The organism is Actinoplanes subtropicus, assembly GCF_000721705.1.
Taxonomy (GTDB): domain Bacteria; phylum Actinomycetota; class Actinomycetes; order Mycobacteriales; family Micromonosporaceae; genus Actinoplanes; species Actinoplanes subtropicus.
Genome location: NZ_JOJL01000055.1, coordinates 1 through 16090, shown reverse-complemented (window position 1 = coordinate 16090; position 16090 = coordinate 1). Strand labels below are relative to the sequence as shown.

The following is a 16090-nucleotide window of genomic DNA, read 5'->3' as shown; positions in this document are numbered from 1 at the left end:
GGACATTCACCACAGAGGCGGCAAATGCCCGGGCCGGGTTAACTGTTTCACAGGATGGCGCGAGACACCGTCACCGTGATCTGCTCTCCGTCGCCCACCTCACCGGCGAAGCCGGCCGCGCCCGCCGGGGCGAAGCCGACCTCGGTCGCCAGCGTCTCGCCGGCCACGAAGTCCCGGTGCGCCCCGACCGCCAGCTGCACCGGGTCGGTGGCCGAGACGGTCAGCGCGATCCGGTCCGAGACGTCCAGGCCGGCGTCGCGGCGAGCCTGTTGCACCACCCGGATCACGTCCCGGGCCAGGCCCTCGGCGAGCAGTTCGGGCGTCACCACGGTGTCCAGCACGACCACGCCCGCGCCGCCGGCCAGCGGCGCCGAGTTGGCCACGTCCGCGGCGACCAGCTTCAGCTCGTACTCGCCCTCCCGCAGGGTGACCCCGGCCGCGACCGGCACGCCGTCGACCAGCTGCCAGTCGCCCTTCTTGACCGCCTGGATGACCTGCTGGACCTGCTTGCCGACGCGCGGGCCGAGCGCCCGGGGCACGACGGTGAGCACCTGCTCGCAGTACGCGGCCACGTCGCCGGTGAACACCACGTCCTTGACGTTGACCTCGTCGGCGAGCAGGTCGCCGAAGCTCGCCAGGGCGGCCGCCTCGGCCGTGGCCACGGTCAGCCGGGCCAGCGGCAGCCGGACCCGCAGGGCGCGGGCCTTGCGCAGGGAGAGCGCGGCCGAGGCCACGTCCCGGATCGCGTCCATCGAGGCGACCAGCTCGTGGTCGGCCGGGAAGCCGGCGGCCGACGGCCAGTCGGTCAGGTGCACCGAGCGCCCGCCGGTGAGGCCGCGCCAGATCTCCTCGGTGGTCAGCGGCGCGAGCGGCGCCACCACCCGGCAGACGGTTTCCAGCACGGTGGCGAGGGTGTCGAACGCGTCGTGGTCGCCGGCCCAGAAGCGGTCCCGCGACCGGCGCACGTACCAGTTGGTCAGCGCGTCGAGATAGGACCGGACAGCCCCGGCCGCACCCGAGATGTCGTATTCGTCCATGAGACGCTGAACGTCGGCGACCAGTTCGCCCGTCTTGGCCAGCACATATCGATCGAGGAGATGAGGCGAGTCCGTCCGAAATGTCGCGACATATGATGAAGCATTTGCGTAAAGGCTGAAGAAGTACCAGACGTTCCACAGCGGCAACAGCACCTGGCGTACGGAATCGCGGATCGCCACCTCGGTGACCGGCATGTCCCCACCCCGGAGCACCGGCGACGACATCAGCATCCAGCGCATCGCGTCCGAGCCGTACGTGTCGAACACCCGGTACACATCCGGGTAATTCCGCAAGGACTTGGACATCTTCCGCCCGTCCTCGCCGAGCAGGATGCCGTGGCTCAGGCAGTTCCGGAAGGCCGGCCGGTCGAACAGCGCCGTGGCCAGCACGTGCATCGTGTAGAACCAGCCGCGGGTCTGCCCGATGTACTCGACGATGAAGTCGCCGGGGTAGTGGTGCTCGAACCACTCCTTGTTCTCGAAGGGGTAGTGCACCTGGGCGAACGGCATGGAGCCCGACTCGAACCAGCAGTCGAGCACCTCCGGCACCCGGCGCATCGTCGAGCGCCCGGTCGGGTCGTCCGGGTTCGGCCGGGTGAGCTCGTCCACGTACGGCCGATGGAGGTCGTTGACCTTGACCCCGAAGTCCCGTTCCATTTCTTCGAAGGATCCGTAGACGTCCACCCGCGGGTACTGCGGATCGTCCGACTTCCAGACCGGGATCGGCGAGCCCCAGAACCGGTTGCGCGAGATCGACCAGTCCCGGGCGTTCGCCAGCCACTTGCCGAATGAGCCGTCCTTGATGTGCGCCGGCGTCCAGGTGATCTCCTGGTTCAGCTCGACCATCCGGTCGCGGAACTTGGTGACCGCCACGAACCACGACGACACCGCCTTGTAGACCAGCGGGGTGTCGCAACGCCAGCAGTGCGGGTACGAGTGGGTGTAGCCCTCATGCCGCAAGACGACGCCGTTTTCCTTGAGCGCGGCGATCACCGGCTTGTTGGCGTCGAAGACCTGCACGCCCTGCCACGGCGGGACCAGCGCGGTGAACCGGGTGTGCTCGTCGACCGTCACGATCGTCGGGATGCCGGCCGCGTTGCAGACGTTCTGGTCGTCCTCGCCGAAGGCCGGCGCCTGGTGCACGACCCCGGTGCCGTCCTCGTCGCTCACGTAGTCGGCGGTGAGCACCTGGAACGCGTTCTCCCCCGCCCGCTCGACGAGGAAGTCGAAGAGCGGCTCGTAGCGACGCCCGGCCAGCTCCGCGCCGGTTACCGTGCCGACCTGCTCGTAGCCCTCGAGCTCCCTGGCGTACGCCGCCACCCGGGACGCTCCCATGATGAGCTTCTGCCCGGATTTATCCGACAAAACCGCATATTCCAGGGTCGGCCCGACCGCCAGCGCGAGGTTCGACGGCAGCGTCCACGGCGTGGTCGTCCAGACCGCGATGTCCTCGCCGGTCTCCAGCCGGAATTTTACCGTCAAGGCCGGATCTGTCCGGTCCCGGTAGACGTCGTCCATCCGCGTCTCGGTGTTCGAGAGCGGCGTCTCACACCGGAAGCAGTAGGCGAGGACCCGGAACCCCTCGTACACCAGCCCCTTGTCGTACAGCGTCTTGAACGCCCACAGCACCGACTCCATGTAGCTCGGGTCGAGGGTCTTGTAGTCGTTCTCGAAGTCCACCCAGCGGGCCTGCCGGGTGACGTACCGCTCCCAGTCCTTGGTGTAGGCGAGCACCGACGATCGACAGGCCTCGTTGAACTTGTCGATCCCGAGCTCGACGATCTGCGCCTTCGTGGTGATCCCGAGCTGCTTCTCGGCCTCCACCTCGGCCGGCAGCCCGTGCGTGTCCCACCCGAACCGCCGCTCGACCCGCCTGCCGCGCATCGTCTGATACCGCGGCACCAGATCCTTCACGTACCCGGTGAAGAGGTGCCCGTAGTGCGGCAGCCCGTTCGCGAACGGCGGGCCGTCGTAGAAAACGTACTCGTTGCTGCCGTTCTCCCCGGCCGGCCGCTTGTCGACGGACGCCTCGAACGTCTCGTCGGCGGCCCAGTGCTCCAGAACGGCGCGCTCGACGGCGGGCAGATCCGGACTGGCCGGCACGCCATCGGCAGCGGTGTGCTTGGGATAGCCCATCGGTGGGTTCTCTCCTCGTGCAGCTCACTCAACGTGGACTGCGAGGACGAGCGGTTGTCCGCCCGCGGTACCACCTCGCTTGGCAGGAGACCCTGCCCGCTCATTCGCCGGCTCTTCGCACGTGCCGATCCGCCCGGCTCTACTGAGGCCCTCCCTGACGGAGAATGCCCGTTCTTCCGGAGGCTCCCCGGTGATAGCCGGTTCAAAGCCTGCCCGTCAACGATACCGGGCGCCAAGAACTAACTTCAAAACCATTCGACCGTACGCGAGGGTCAAGCCCCCGGTGAGCCCGGCGACCTGGGTGGTGGGTTGCGCCCTTGCCGCCCGCTGCGGGCCGTGCTGCCCACTTGCGCTTACGACCGGCCGGCGCCTCCTACCGGATGGCCCGCCACTGGGTGATCGCGATGTTGTGCTCATCCGGATCGTGGAAGGTGGCCGACCACAACTCCAGCCGGTCCCCGCGATTGACCGGCTGCGGCGGGTGCTCGAACGTGACCCCCTTCGCCAGCAGCTCGTGATAAACCGCCTCGACGTCCCCCACCTCGAGGTTCAGGAAGATCAGCCGTCCGGCCCCACCCAACCCCGACACGGTCCGCAGCACCACCCGGGTGTCGCCCGAGGCGAGAACCGCACTCCCGTCCCCACTGTCGATCTCGTAAAACCCCAACGTGTCCCGATAAAACGCAACAGACCGCCCGAGATCAGTCACCAACACGGTGATCCCAACCCCGTAGATCGCCCCCGCCGGCCCCGGCCGAGCACTCGGATAAGCGGTAATAACGTCATCCACCCGAGCATCCGGCTCCACCACCACCGGCCCAACACCCCTCCCCGGCGGCGCGGCCCAGGGGTTCTCGTCTCCCCCGGCCACCCCACTCCCAGCCGCCCCACTCCCGGCCGTCGCGCTCCCAGCCGGGCCACTCCCAGCCGGGCCACTCCCACCCGGGCCACTCCCAGCCGGGCCACTCCCAGCCGGGCCACTCCCACCCGCGGCCCCAGACAGCCCACTCTCGGCCGCCGCGCCATCATTCGGCCCGCTCTCGGCCACCGCGCCCTCAGCCGACCCACTCGCAGCCGGCTCGCGCCCGGCGGCGGCCGCCCGGGAAGCCGCAGCCGCCCCAACAGCGGCCCCAGCAACCGCGGCACCTGCGACACCAGCACCGCCACCCGCCCCACCGGCAGACGCGGCACCACCGACAGGCGCAGCACCACCCACAGGCCCGGCGCCGTCCGCAGGCGCAGCACCACCCACAGGCGCAGCGCCACCGGCAGGCGCAGCACCACCCGCACGCCCGGCGCCACCCGCAGGCGCAGCACCACCCGCACGCCCGGCACCACCCGCAGGCGTGGCACCACCCGCACGCCCGGCACCACCCGCAGGCGTGGCAGCGGCCGACGCTTCCAGCGTGGCCGATTCGTCCCCAGAGTCACCCTTGTCGGAATGCCCGAACCGCTTGAAGGCCGCCGCCGCTGCCGCGGCAACCGCCCCGGCGGCGGCCGCAGCCCCCGCGATGACCCCGGCCGAGCCGTGCCTTTCCTCAACCGGCGGCGTGGTCGGCAGCGGCTCGGTGACCGCCGGCGGCACCCCGGCCGGCCCGCTCGACACGTCGCCCACCGGCGGCACCCCGGCCGGCCCGCTCGACACGTCGCCCACCGGCGGCACCTCGACCGGCCCGCTCGACACGTCCTCGGCGACCGGCGGTGCGATCAGCCCTTCGTCAATCGCCGCGGCCGCCTCGGGCTCGGTCTCCTCCGGCGGCGCGGCGGGCTCACCATCCAGCGGCAGGTCGATGTCGTCAAAGCCGACCGGCGACGGCGCGGTCGGCCGCGCCTGAGTCGGTTCCGGCGCATGCGGAGGCGGCGTGACCGGCTCCGGCGCCGTCGGAAATGTCGTCGCGGGCGGCGGCACGGCCGTGGTCGCGGCCACCGTAGGCTCCGCCCGCCGATACGGACTCGCCCCGCCCGATCCCGCCCCGCTCGATCCCGCCCCGGCCGGTCCCGGCTCGCCCGATCCCGGCTCGTCCAGCGGCAGATCGATCGGCAGTTCGTCATCCGGATGCGGCGCCCGCTGCGGCGGCGCGGTAGCCGCCGACTCCGTCACGAACGGCTCGGTCACGGCCTCCTCGACAAGCGGCTCAGCGGTAGCCGTCGCCGAACCACCGTTCCGCGGATGCGGGCTCGGCCTTCTCCTCGGCTCCCGCGCCGCACCACCCGCAGCCACCCCTCCCGCTCCGCCCACAGTCGCGCCGCCAGCAGCCGCTCCGCCCATACCGCCCACAGTCGTGCCGCCGGCAGCCGCTCCGCCAGCAGTCGCGCCGTCGGCAGCAGCTCCACCCATGCCGCCCACAGTCGCGCCGCCCGCAGCCGCTCCGCCAGCAGTCGCGCCGCTGGCAGCAGCTCCACCGGGGGCAGTGCCGCTTACAGTCGCGCCGCCCGCAGCCGCTCCGCCAGCATCGCCCGGGGCCGCTCCGCCAGCATCGCCCGCAGCCGCTCCGCCGGCGCTACCCACAGGCGCTCCGCTCGCAGCCGCACCGGCGGCGGCCGCCGCTGCTGCTGCTCCCGCCGCGGCCGCCGCTCGACGTGGCAACGGCTGGGTGACCTCGTTGTGGTCGACGAACTCGCCCTCGACCACCGGGCCCGCCGGCGTGTCCCGGACGACCACCGGCGACTCCCCCGGCCCCGGCGGCGGCTCGTCGTCGGGCTCCGTCCAATTCCGGTTCCGGGCGACCCACGGCGGGTCTTCCACGTCGCCGAGGATGTCGTCGTCCTGTTCCTCGTCGAGCAGGTCGTCCGGCAGGTCGCCGTAGTCCGGCATCGGCGGGGGCGGCGGGTCCTGCCCCCGGTCTCGCGGCGACGCCTCGTCCCAGTTGATCCGCACCCGGCGCATGTCGTCGACGTCCACGGTGATCGGCAGCGTGTCGCCGATGCGCGGCCACTTCACCACCGGCACCCGCGGCTCGCGCAAGGTCACCTCGGAGGTGGGCAGCCCGGGCGCCACGACCACCGCCTGGATCTCGGCCCGGCCGTAGACGGCCGACGACGTGGGCGCCGGCGAGATCGCCTTGACCTCGGCCGAGCCGCTCACCCAGGCGCGGGCGCCGCGCCGCACCACATTGACCACGCCCAGGCCGATCGACAGCACCAGGACGGCCAGCCCGAACAGGGCGACCCCCCAGCTGGACATGCCCAGCCCCAGCGCCATCACGAAGACCGCGATCGTGCCCATGACCGCCGCCACCAGCTTGCGCGGCGTTGCGACCGGACGGCCGGTCTGGTTCGCCAATGTGGACCTCCCGCTCTTTCTCACGTCAGGTTATTGCCCGGCGCAACCCGAGGGAAAGTGCGGCGGTCCCGGCGTTGCCGCTCGCCGGAAACTCGGTACCGATAGGCTGAATCCCGCGTGTCTGCCCCAGTTCGTTGGAGGATCTTCGTGACCAGCCCCGTCGAGCGTTCTCTCGTGCTCGTCAAGCCCGATGCGGTCCGCCGCGGCCTGCTCGGCGAGATCCTCGCCAGGTTCGAGCGTAAAGGCCTGGTCATCGAGGCGCTGGAGTTGCGCACGATGGATGCCTCGCTCGCCGACCAGCACTACGCCGACCACGTGGAAAAGGCGTTCTACCCGCCGCTGAAGGAGTTCATGACCAGCGGGCCGCTCGCCGCCCTGGTGCTGGCCGGCGACAACGTGATCGAGGTGGTCCGCGCCATGATCGGGGTGACCGACGGCCGCAAGGCGGCCGCCGGCACGATCCGCGGCGACTACTCGTTGTCGAACAGGGAAAACCTGGTGCACGCCTCCGACTCCGCCGAGAGCGCGGCCCGCGAGCTCGCCCTCTGGTTCCCCAAGATTTAAAGCGTCTCGAGGCTCGCCGTCCGGCGTGACTCGGTCTCGAACACCTTGAGCAGCACGGCGGCGAGGATCGCGTAACCCAGGCCGACCAATGCCTCCCGGCCCAGGGCGGGCGCGGCCGCCGCCAGGCCGTGCCCGGCGGCCAGATCGCGAGCCGCGGAAGCCGCATGCGTGATCGGCAGAAACTCGCCGATCTTCACCATCCACCCGGGCAGCGCCGTGCTGGGCACGTTCACGCCGGTGAGCAGCAGCAACAACGCCACCGCCACATTCGACACGACCCACACGTCCCGGAAGCGCAAGCCCAGCGCGCCGAGGGTCAGCCCGAAGAACGCGCAGGCCAGCGACCCGACCGCCATCGCCAGCAGCAGCCCCGGAATCGCCCCCACCGGGAACCGCAGCCCCAGCAGCGTCGCGCCCACGGTCATCGTGACGACCGCGATGAGCACCCCGTTCCCGGCGTACGGCAGCGCCCGCCCCAGAAACACCGCGGTCCGGCTGCGCGGCGACAACAGCACGTGCCCGAGCGTCCCATACCGCCGCTCGTTGCCGACCGCGAGCGTCCCGCCGAAGACGCCGGCCAGCGTGGCGGCCAGCACCGCGTTCCCGACGACGTAGAACCGGTCGTCGGCGACCTGCAACTGCCGCCCGAGGTACGCGAAGAACAGCAACTGGAACAACGGCCCGACCAGCAGCGTCCCCACGAAGATCGCCGGCCGGGTCCAGTTGAACAGGGCGCGATACGCGAGCACGCCGCCGATCGCCATGAGTCGCAAGGTCCTCATGCCAGCGCCAAGGTTGCGGCCGCGCGGGCGCGGCGTTCGACATAGGTGAGCGAGATCGACCCGACGGCCAGGCAGAGCAGGCTGATCCCGAGGCAGACCGTGACCGACGGCCAGACCGGCCCGCCGGTCGTCGCCTCGCGCAGCGCCCGGGCGCCCCACGTGGTCGGCAGCACCGCCGCGATCGGCCCGGTCCAGGCCGGCAGCACGGTGATCGGCACGAGCATCCCGGAGACCAGCCAGATCGGGTACTCCAGCGTGTTGGTCAGCGCGTTCGCGTTGCGCATCAGCACGAAGGTCGAGGCCAGCAGCAGCCCGAACATGCCGAGCGCGACGATGCAGACCACCGCCGCCACCACGAAGCCGACCGGATGCACGAAGTCGAGCCGGATCCCGTACAGGAGGCGACCCCAGGCCAGCGTGGCGAGCAGCGCGTAGGTGCCGGTCAGCCCGGTGGCCACGGTGATCGGCAGGATCACCAGCACCGGCCGCCGCGGGACCAGCATGATCATTTCCAGGGTGCCCTGCCAGCGCTGGTTCTGGATCGCACCGCCGGAGCCGAACAGCACCGACGACCAGACCCCCATCAGCCCGGCGCCGACCGCCGCCTGCAGCAGCGCGTGCCGCTCGTGGCCGGCCCGGAACAGGTACACCGCCAGCGTCGCCTGCACGATCGGCACGACCAGCGCGATCGTCACCTCGAACGACGACCGGCTCATCTGCTTGACGTGGGCGAGCGTGCCCAGCGCCAGCATCCGCAACGTTCTCATGCCCAGCGTCCTCATGCGGCGTTCACGATCGCCTCGCGCGACTCCTCCGGCGGGCGAGCGGCGTTGACGATCGCCACGTACGCGTCCTCCAGCGTCGGCTCCCGGCTGGTGACCCGGCCGAGCCGGATCCCGGCGAGCTCCCGCAGGATGTCCCCCTGCACGTCGACGTGCGCGTCGGACTGCACGGTCAGCAGTTGCAGGGCGCCGCGCTCCTCGATCGCCGTCTCGCGCACCCCGGGCAGCCCGCGCAGCGCGCCGACCGCGGCCTCCGGCACGCCGTACGCCTCGACCTCGACCACCCGCCGCCCGTCCGCGTGGTGCCGCAGCTCGGCCGGCGTGCCCAGGGACTGGATCCGCCCGTCGGCGATCACCGCGATCCGGTCGCACAACTCGTCGGCCTCGGCCATGTAGTGCGTGGTCAGCAGCACGGTCGTGCCGGCCGCGGCCAGGTCGCCGACGGTCCGGCGCAGCTCGCGGGCGGCCACCGGGTCGACCCCGATCGACGGCTCGTCGAGGAACAGAACCTCCGGCGAGTGCAGCAGCCCACGGGCGATGTGCAGCCGCTGCCGCATGCCGCGCGAGTAGCCCTCGACCCGCTCCCGTTCCCGGCCGGCCAGCCCGACCAGCTCGAGCAGTTCGGCGATGCGGCGCTTCTGCTCGCGGGGCGCCACCCCGTACAGCTCGGCGAAGTACCGCAGATTGTCGAGCGCCGACAGCCGGTCGTACAGCCCGCGATCGCCGCCGAACACGTAACCGATCCGCCGGCGTACCTCCCTGGTCTGCCTGACCACGTCGTGGCCGCACACCCGCGCCGAGCCGGAGGTCGGCAGCAGCAGGGTGTTCAGCATCTTGATCGTCGTGGTCTTGCCGGCGCCGTTCGGCCCGAGCAGGCCGAACAGCTCCCCGCGCCCGACCGTGAACGACACGCCGCGCACCGCCTCGACCTCGGTCCGTCTCGGCCGCAGCCACCCGGTGCGCCCCCGATACGTCCGACGCAATCCCTCTGCCTCGATGGCGTAGTCGCTCCCCATGGCCGGAACGCTAGGGGCCGCGGCCGCTCCTAGGAAACGAATTCGGTCCGGGCCGAATCGTCGCCGAGCAGGTTGACCAGCGCGACGCCGGCCGGTTCCAGGCCGTAGAGAACCCGCCTGCCGGCCCGCCGCCGGTGCACCACGCCGGCCGCCTGCAGGCCGGCCAGGTGCTCGGAGACGGTGCTCGGCGCGAGCCCGAGCGCCGACGCCAGCCCGGTCGTGGTGGCCGGCACGGCCAGCGCCCGCAGCACCGCGGCCCGCCCCCGGCCGACCAGGATCGCCAGCCGGTCGTCGGCCACCGCCGGTGCGGCCGTTGAGGCGAGCAGCGCCGCGCCGCGCGCCTGGTAGGTGACCATCTGGATGTCCGGGTGGTCGCTCGAGCACATCAGCGCGCCGCGCGAGAAGATCAGCGGCACCAGCAGCAGCCGCTGGTTGACCGCCTCGAAGGACTGGTTGAGCGGCTTGACCAGGGTCAGCACCGGCCGCTCCCAGCGGATCCGCTCGTGCAACTGGCTGAGCAGCGCGTCCGGCCCGTCGGCGGCCAGCGCCCGGGCCCGCAGCAGCACCTCCTCGTCGAGCGCCGCCCGCATGGCCGGCCAGTGCGGCGCGATCGCCGCGTCCCAGTACGCGGCCAGCCCGCCGGCCAGCCGGTCGAGCGCCCGCTCCCGGTCGTCCCGATACGGACGGTAGAACGCGGGCAGGTCGCCGGACGGGTAGTACTTGGCGAACTGCTCCTCGATGAGCTCGGCCGGCGTCGCCCGCAACTGATCCAGTTGTTCCTCGATGGTCGGCGCCGCGGTCAGCGGCACCGGGCAGAAGAAGTCCGGCGAGCTCGACGGGAACTCGAAGTGCGCCCGGGCCGGGGCGGTCGCCGGGTCGGTCCGCAGGATCTCCCGCGCTCGCACGGCCCATCCGTCGTACGGCCAGGGCACACCGTCCGGGTTACGTTGCAGCAGGAGAAGGCTGCACACGACCTCGGCAAGCGGGCTGATCGCGATCCGCGTACGCGCCAACGTCGGTTCATCGATCTCGATCCGGATCACACGATGGAGTCTACGGAGCGCGAGTGGGCAGCTCAGCCCGCAGCGGGCGGCAAAGGCGCAACCCACCACCCAGGTCGCCGGCTCACCGGGTACTGGACTCTCGCGTACGGCCAGATGGTTTTGATCTACCCGAGGATGGTTTTGCGGACGTAGGCGGCATAGGCCCACACCGCCGCGAAGATGATGCCGATCACCGCGAGTGACCAGTGCAGGAGGCCGGACACGATCAGTAACGCTTGCAGGACGGCGCCGGCGATCCAGGCCCACGGGCGCGACATCAGGCCGGCCAGGAGGATCGCCAGCACGGCCAGGGCGATCACCGCGGCCACGCCCCAACCGCTGAGGTGGCCGGCGAAGATGCGGATCGGCTGGATGGCCAGGAGCAGGACGATCGCTTCCAGGACCAGCGTGCCGGCGCCGAGACCGCGCACCGCCGCCTGCGGATTACGCAAACCGGAACGCGGCCCCTGCTCGCCGGTCATCGCTTCAGGAGTTTCCGGGCGTCGGCGACCGTCACCACCGAGCCGGTGATCAGGATGCCGACGCCGCTCAGCTCGCCGGACGTGTCCTCCTCGGCCAGGGCCACGGCGGCCTCGATCGCGTCGGGCATGTTCTCGGTGATCGTCACCCGGTCCTCGCCGAAGATGTCGGTCGCCAGCTGGGCCAGCTCGGTCACCGGCATCGTGCGCGGCGAGCTGTTCTGGGTGACCACGATCCGCGCGGCGACCGCTTCGAGCAGGTCGAGCAGGCCGGAGACGTCCTTGTCGCCCAGCACCGCGACCACCGCGACCAGGTGCCGGAAGCTGAACTCCTCCTCCAGCGCGCCGACCGTGGCGGCCATGCCGTGCGGGTTGTGCGCGCCGTCGAGCAGGATCGTCGGGGCGCTGCGGACCCGTTCGAGCCGGCCAGGCGAATCGACCTGGGCGAAGCCCTCGACCACCAGCTCGGGCCGGACCTGGTCGCCGAGGAACGCCTCCACCGCGGCCAGCGCGAGCGCCGCGTTCTGCGCCTGGTGCGCGCCGAAGAGCGGCAGGAAGATCTCGTCGTAGACGGCGTGCAGCCCTTGCAGCCGCAGCACCTGGCCGCCGACCGCCTGAGCCCGCTCGATGACGCCGAACTCCCCATCCAACCACCCCGCCGCCGCCCTTGACCTGACTGAAGACTCGTTGACCTCGCGGGCGAGCGTCGCCCCCATCTCGGCGGTGCGCTCGAGGATCGGCCGCATCGCCTCCTCGGTCTGCAGCGCGGTGATCACGGTGGCGCCCTTGTGGATGATGCCGGCCTTGGCCCAGGCGATGTCCTCGATGGTGTCGCCGAGCCACTCGGTGTGGTCGAGCCCGATCGGGGTCAGCACGGCGATCCCGGCGTCGATCACGTTGGTCGCGTCGTCCTCGCCGCCGAGGCCGACCTCGACCACGGCGACGTCGACCGGCGCGTCGGCAAAGGCCGCATAAGCCATCGCCGTGGTCATGTCGAAGTAGGTCAGCGGCTCGCTGTTGCGCGCGTCGATCAGCTCGGCGAGCGGCGCGACCTCCTGGTACGTGGCGACCAGTCGCTCCTCGGAGATCGGCTCGCCGTCGAGGCTGATCCGCTCGCGGACCGTCTCCAGGTGCGGGCTCGTGTACCGGCCCGTGTGCAGCCCGTGCGCCCGCAGCAGCGCGTCGATCATCCGGGCCGTGCTGGTCTTGCCGTTGGTGCCGGTCAGGTGGATCGCCGGGTAGGCCCGCTGCGGGCTGCCCAGCACGTCCATGAGATCCCGGATCTTGCCGAGATCGAAGACCATGCGGGTGAAACCGCGCTCCTCGAGCGCGGTCGTCACGTCGTCGTACTCGCTCATGCGTGGTCCTTGTTCATGCCGATGGCAACGCTGTTCATGCCGATGGCAACGCTGTTCATGCCGATGGCAACGCTGTTCATGCCGATGGCAACGCTGCGAGGGCCGCGGCAATTCGCGTGAGGTCCGCCTCGGCCGTGGCCAGCCGGTCCTTGATCTTCGCCACCACCGGCTCGGGCGCCTTGGCCAGGAACGCCTCGTTGCCGAGCTTGGCGTTGGCCTGAGCCGCCTCCTTCTCGGCGGCGGCGCGGTCCTTCTCCAGCCGGGCCCGCTCGGCTGCGACGTCGATCGTGCCGCGAGTGTCCAGGTCGACCGTGATGCCGCCGGTCACCGCGAGCGTCGCGGTGGTGGTGAAGCCGGCCGCCGGCGGGTCGAGCCGGGCCAGCGAGCGGATCAGCGGCTCGTGCGTGTCGATGCCGACGTTGCCGAGCCCGGTAAGCGCCGCGGTGACCCGCTGGGTGGGCTTGAGTCCCTGGTCGGAGCGGAACCGGCGGACCTCGGTCACCACCTTCTGCAGGGCGGCGAGCTCCTCCTCGGCGGCGTCGTCGATCAGGCTCTGGTCGGCCGCGGGCCAGGCCGCCTTGAGCACCGACTCGCCGCCGGTGAGCGCGATCCACAGCTCCTCGGTGACGAACGGAATGACCGGGTGCAGCAGGCGCAGCAGCTGGTCGAGGACATGGCCGAGGACTTTTTGAGTCGTCGTGCTTCCCTGGGCCAGGACGGGCTTGCTCAGCTCCAGGTACCAGTCGCAGACGTCGTCCCAGGCGAAGTGGTACAGGATGTCGCAGACCTTGGCGTATTCGTACGCCGCGAACTGCTCGTCGACCTCGGCGATCACGTGCTGGAGCCGGGAGAGGATCCACTTGTCGATAGCTGACAAGTCCGACTTTTCCGGCTTTTCGGAGACAGCCCCGTTCATCAGCGCGAACCGGGTGGCGTTCCACAGCTTGTTGCAGAAGTTCCGCGAGCCCTGGCACCACTCCTCGCTGATCGGCACGTCCGAGCCCGGGTTCGCGCCGCGGGCCAGCGTGAAGCGGGTGGCGTCGGCGCCGTACCGATCGATCCAGTCGAGCGGGTCGACCACGTTGCCGAACGACTTCGACATCTTCTTACCGTGCCCGTCGCGGACCATGCCGTGCAGGTTGACCACGTCGAACGGCTGCACGTCGCCCATCGCGTACAGGCCGAACATCATCATCCGGGCGACCCAGAAGAACAGGATGTCGTAGCCGGTGACCAGCACGCTGGTCGGGTAGAACTTCGCGAGCTCGGCGGTCTGCTCGGGCCAGCCCATCGTCGAGAAAGGCCAAAGAGCGGAAGAAAACCAGGTGTCGAGTACGTCTTCGTCCTGGCGCCAGCCCTCCCCGCTCGGCGGCTGCTCATCCGGCCCGACGCAGACGACCTCGCCATCGGGGCCATACCAGACCGGGATGCGGTGACCCCACCAGAGCTGCCGGGAGATGCACCAGTCGTGCATGTTGTCGACCCAGGCGAAGTAGCGTTTCGACAGCTCCTCCGGCTCGATCCGCACCCGGCCGTCGCGCACCGCGTCGCCGGCCTTCTTCGCGAGCGGGGCCGTATTCACGAACCACTGCAGCGACAGCCGCGGCTCGACGGTCGTCTTGCAGCGCGAGCAGTGCCCGACCGAGTGCAGATAGGGGCGCTTCTCGGCGACGATCCGGCCGTCCTCGCGCAGCGCGGCGACGACGGCGGGCCGCGCTTCGTACCGGTCGAGACCCTCGAACGGGCCGGGGACGGTGACCACCGCGCGCTCGTCCATCATGGTGATGCTCGGCAGGTTGTGCCGCTGGCCGATCTCGAAGTCGTTGGGGTCGTGCGCCGGGGTGACCTTGACCGCGCCGGTGCCGAACGACGGGTCGACGTGCTCGTCGGCCACGATCGGGATGCGCCGCCCGGTCAGCGGCAGCTCCACCTCGGTGCCGATCAGGTGCTGGTACCGCTCGTCGTCGGGGTGCACGGCCACCGCGGTGTCGCCCAGCATCGTCTCGGCCCGGGTGGTGGCGACCACGATCGGGTTGTCGCCGTCGCCGTACCGGATCGAGACCAGCTCGCCCTCGTCGTCGGTGTGCTCGACCTCGATGTCGCTGAGCGCGGTGAGGCAGCGCGGGCACCAGTTGATGATCCGGTTGGCCCGGTAGATCAGCTTGTCGTCGTACAGCCGCTTGAAGATGGTCTGCACGGCCCGGGACAGGCCCTCGTCCATGGTGAACCGCTCGCGGCTCCAGTCGACCGAGTCGCCGAGCCGGCGCATCTGGCCGAGGATCGCGCCGCCGGACTGCGCCTTCCACTCCCAGACCTTCGCCACGAAGGCCTCGCGGCCCAGGTCGTGCCGGGACTGCTGCTGGCTGGCCAGCTGGCGCTCCACCACGTTCTGTGTGGCGATGCCGGCGTGGTCCATGCCGGGCAGCCAGAGCACCTCGAAGCCCTGCATCCGCTTGAGGCGGGCGAGCGTGTCCTGGATGGTGTGGTCGAGGGCGTGGCCGACGTGCAGCGAACCGGTCACGTTCGGCGGCGGGATGACGATCGAGAAGGCCGGTTTGTCGCTGGCCGGGTCGGCCGTGAAGTAGCCGGCCGATACCCACGTCTCGTACCGCCGCTGCTCTACCTCACCCGGCTGGTACTGAGCGGAGAGGCCACCGGTGGGCCGGCTGTCGGGGGTGCGGGTCTGGGTCGTCTCGGTCACCGGACAAGTCTACGGAGCCGCCCAGCAAACCCCGAATTCGCACCTCCTCATCTTTCTGGGGGCAGTTGCTACTCTCGCGCAATGCCTGACGCCCCCGGCGCGCCCGCCGACGACAATTCCACCGAGATCGGCCCCATCGAGATCGGCGAGATCGGCCCCATCGAGATCGGCGAGATCGGCCTCGCCGCCGACGAAGCCACCGACGAGGCGGAGGTTTCGTCGGCCGGCCGCCCTCCGCTCCGCCGGATACTGCTGATCGGGCTGCTGTCGGTCGCGGTGGTGGGCGCCGGCGTCCTGGCCTACGAGTCGTACCAGATCCTCACCCAAAAGGACGCGAAGCTGGCCGCTCCACCCCAGGTGGGCACCCTGACCCTGAGCACCACGGACGACGCCAAGTCGACCGCCGACTACCTGCAGACCGCGATCGCCGCCGAGATCACCATGGACAAGACGATCGGCGCGGTCTACACCGACACCGCGAACCCGGGCAAGGACGTCCTCGTGTTCGGCGGTACCACCCTGTTCTGGACTCCCGAGAACGACCTGGAGTCCGCCTTCGACATGATCGACGACAGCCAGGGCGCGGTGACAGATCTCCACGACGTCCCGGCCGGCTCCCTGGGCGGCACCATGAAGTGCGGCACCACGAAGAGCGACTCGGGGCCGCTGACGGTCTGCGGGTGGGCCGACCACGGCTCCCTGGCCGTGGCCATGTTCAACAACCGCACCGAGGACGAGGCCGCCAAGGTGATGGTCGTCCTGCGTAAAGCCATGGAAACCCGCTGAGCGGGTTTTTCGCGTCGCCCCGGAAATGCAGAAAGCCCACCCTGGTTTCCCAGGATGGGCTTTCCGTACGTTGAGTCCGGCGGCGTCCTACTCTCCCACACCCTCCCGAGTGCAGTACCATCG

At 70.7% G+C, this 16090-nt stretch carries 12 protein-coding genes; 2 read left to right on the top strand and 10 right to left on the bottom strand.

The window, feature by feature from the left end; genetic code table 11:
• Positions 1 to 47: 47 nt before the first annotated feature.
• Positions 48 to 3173: an isoleucine--tRNA ligase gene (gene ileS / locus IH26_RS0148310; protein WP_030443068.1), complete on the bottom strand. Its 3126-nt coding sequence runs from the start codon at positions 3171 to 3173 to the stop codon at positions 48 to 50.
• 373 nt (positions 3174 to 3546) lie between these two features.
• Positions 3547 to 6456, bottom strand: coding sequence for a glyoxalase/bleomycin resistance/dioxygenase family protein (locus IH26_RS63630; protein ID WP_245666027.1), 2910 nt, complete (start codon positions 6454 to 6456; stop codon positions 3547 to 3549).
• 147 nt (positions 6457 to 6603) lie between these two features.
• Here IH26_RS63630 and ndk point away from each other — a divergent pair, with 147 nt between their 5' ends.
• Positions 6604 to 7020, top strand: coding sequence for a nucleoside-diphosphate kinase (gene ndk / locus IH26_RS0148280; RefSeq protein ID WP_030443064.1), 417 nt, complete (start codon positions 6604 to 6606; stop codon positions 7018 to 7020).
• Here ndk and IH26_RS0148275 read toward each other — a convergent pair.
• The 8 genes from IH26_RS0148275 to IH26_RS0148245 form a co-directional block, all read right to left on the bottom strand.
• Entirely contained in the window at positions 7017 to 7802 is a 786-nt protein-coding gene (locus IH26_RS0148275; RefSeq protein ID WP_030443063.1) for an ABC transporter permease, read from the bottom strand. The two genes, ndk and IH26_RS0148275, sit on opposite strands and share 4 nt — an antisense overlap.
• On the bottom strand, positions 7799 to 8569 hold the full coding sequence (locus IH26_RS0148270; protein WP_034217779.1) for an ABC transporter permease: 771 nt from the start codon (positions 8567 to 8569) through the stop codon (positions 7799 to 7801). Before IH26_RS0148270 ends, IH26_RS0148275 begins: the two co-directional genes overlap by 4 nt.
• A gap of 11 nt (positions 8570 to 8580) precedes the next feature.
• Positions 8581 to 9600 (bottom strand): ABC transporter ATP-binding protein, encoded by a 1020-nt coding sequence (locus IH26_RS0148265; protein ID WP_034217776.1) that lies wholly within the window; start codon positions 9598 to 9600, stop codon positions 8581 to 8583.
• 29 nt (positions 9601 to 9629) lie between these two features.
• On the bottom strand, positions 9630 to 10643 hold the full coding sequence (locus IH26_RS0148260) for an ArsR/SmtB family transcription factor (protein WP_030443060.1): 1014 nt from the start codon (positions 10641 to 10643) through the stop codon (positions 9630 to 9632).
• Between the two features lie 125 nt (positions 10644 to 10768).
• Positions 10769 to 11125, bottom strand: a complete 357-nt coding sequence (locus IH26_RS0148255) for a DUF4233 domain-containing protein (protein WP_030443059.1) — start codon at positions 11123 to 11125, stop codon at positions 10769 to 10771.
• Positions 11122 to 12480: a bifunctional folylpolyglutamate synthase/dihydrofolate synthase gene (locus IH26_RS0148250; RefSeq protein ID WP_030443058.1), complete on the bottom strand. Its 1359-nt coding sequence runs from the start codon at positions 12478 to 12480 to the stop codon at positions 11122 to 11124. Before IH26_RS0148250 ends, IH26_RS0148255 begins: the two co-directional genes overlap by 4 nt.
• Entirely contained in the window at positions 12477 to 12560 is an 84-nt protein-coding gene (locus IH26_RS64840) for a hypothetical protein (RefSeq protein ID WP_157437785.1), read from the bottom strand. Before IH26_RS64840 ends, IH26_RS0148250 begins: the two co-directional genes overlap by 4 nt.
• Positions 12557 to 15181: a valine--tRNA ligase gene (locus IH26_RS0148245; RefSeq protein WP_030443057.1), complete on the bottom strand. Its 2625-nt coding sequence runs from the start codon at positions 15179 to 15181 to the stop codon at positions 12557 to 12559. The genes IH26_RS64840 and IH26_RS0148245 overlap by 4 nt, the downstream gene beginning before the upstream one ends.
• Before the next feature lie 81 nt (positions 15182 to 15262).
• Between IH26_RS0148245 and IH26_RS0148240 the strand changes: the two genes are divergently transcribed.
• On the top strand, positions 15263 to 15967 hold the full coding sequence (locus IH26_RS0148240) for a hypothetical protein (protein WP_030443056.1): 705 nt from the start codon (positions 15263 to 15265) through the stop codon (positions 15965 to 15967).
• The last annotated feature ends 123 nt before the right edge of the window (positions 15968 to 16090 follow it).

Coding starts and splice junctions, on each gene's coding strand:
- IH26_RS0148255 (WP_030443059.1), bottom strand. CDS start 11,125: ATGACCGGCGAGCAGGGGCCGCGTTCCGGTTTGCGTAATCCGCAGGCG.
- IH26_RS64840 (WP_157437785.1), bottom strand. CDS start 12,560: ATGAACAGCGTTGCCATCGGCATGAACAGCGTTGCCATCGGCATGAAC.
- IH26_RS0148275 (WP_030443063.1), bottom strand. CDS start 7,802: ATGAGGACCTTGCGACTCATGGCGATCGGCGGCGTGCTCGCGTATCGC.
- ileS (WP_030443068.1), bottom strand. CDS start 3,173: ATGGGCTATCCCAAGCACACCGCTGCCGATGGCGTGCCGGCCAGTCCG.
- IH26_RS0148240 (WP_030443056.1), top strand. CDS start 15,263: ATGCCTGACGCCCCCGGCGCGCCCGCCGACGACAATTCCACCGAGATC.
- IH26_RS0148270 (WP_034217779.1), bottom strand. CDS start 8,569: ATGAGAACGTTGCGGATGCTGGCGCTGGGCACGCTCGCCCACGTCAAG.
- IH26_RS0148250 (WP_030443058.1), bottom strand. CDS start 12,480: ATGAGCGAGTACGACGACGTGACGACCGCGCTCGAGGAGCGCGGTTTC.
- IH26_RS0148265 (WP_034217776.1), bottom strand. CDS start 9,600: ATGGGGAGCGACTACGCCATCGAGGCAGAGGGATTGCGTCGGACGTAT.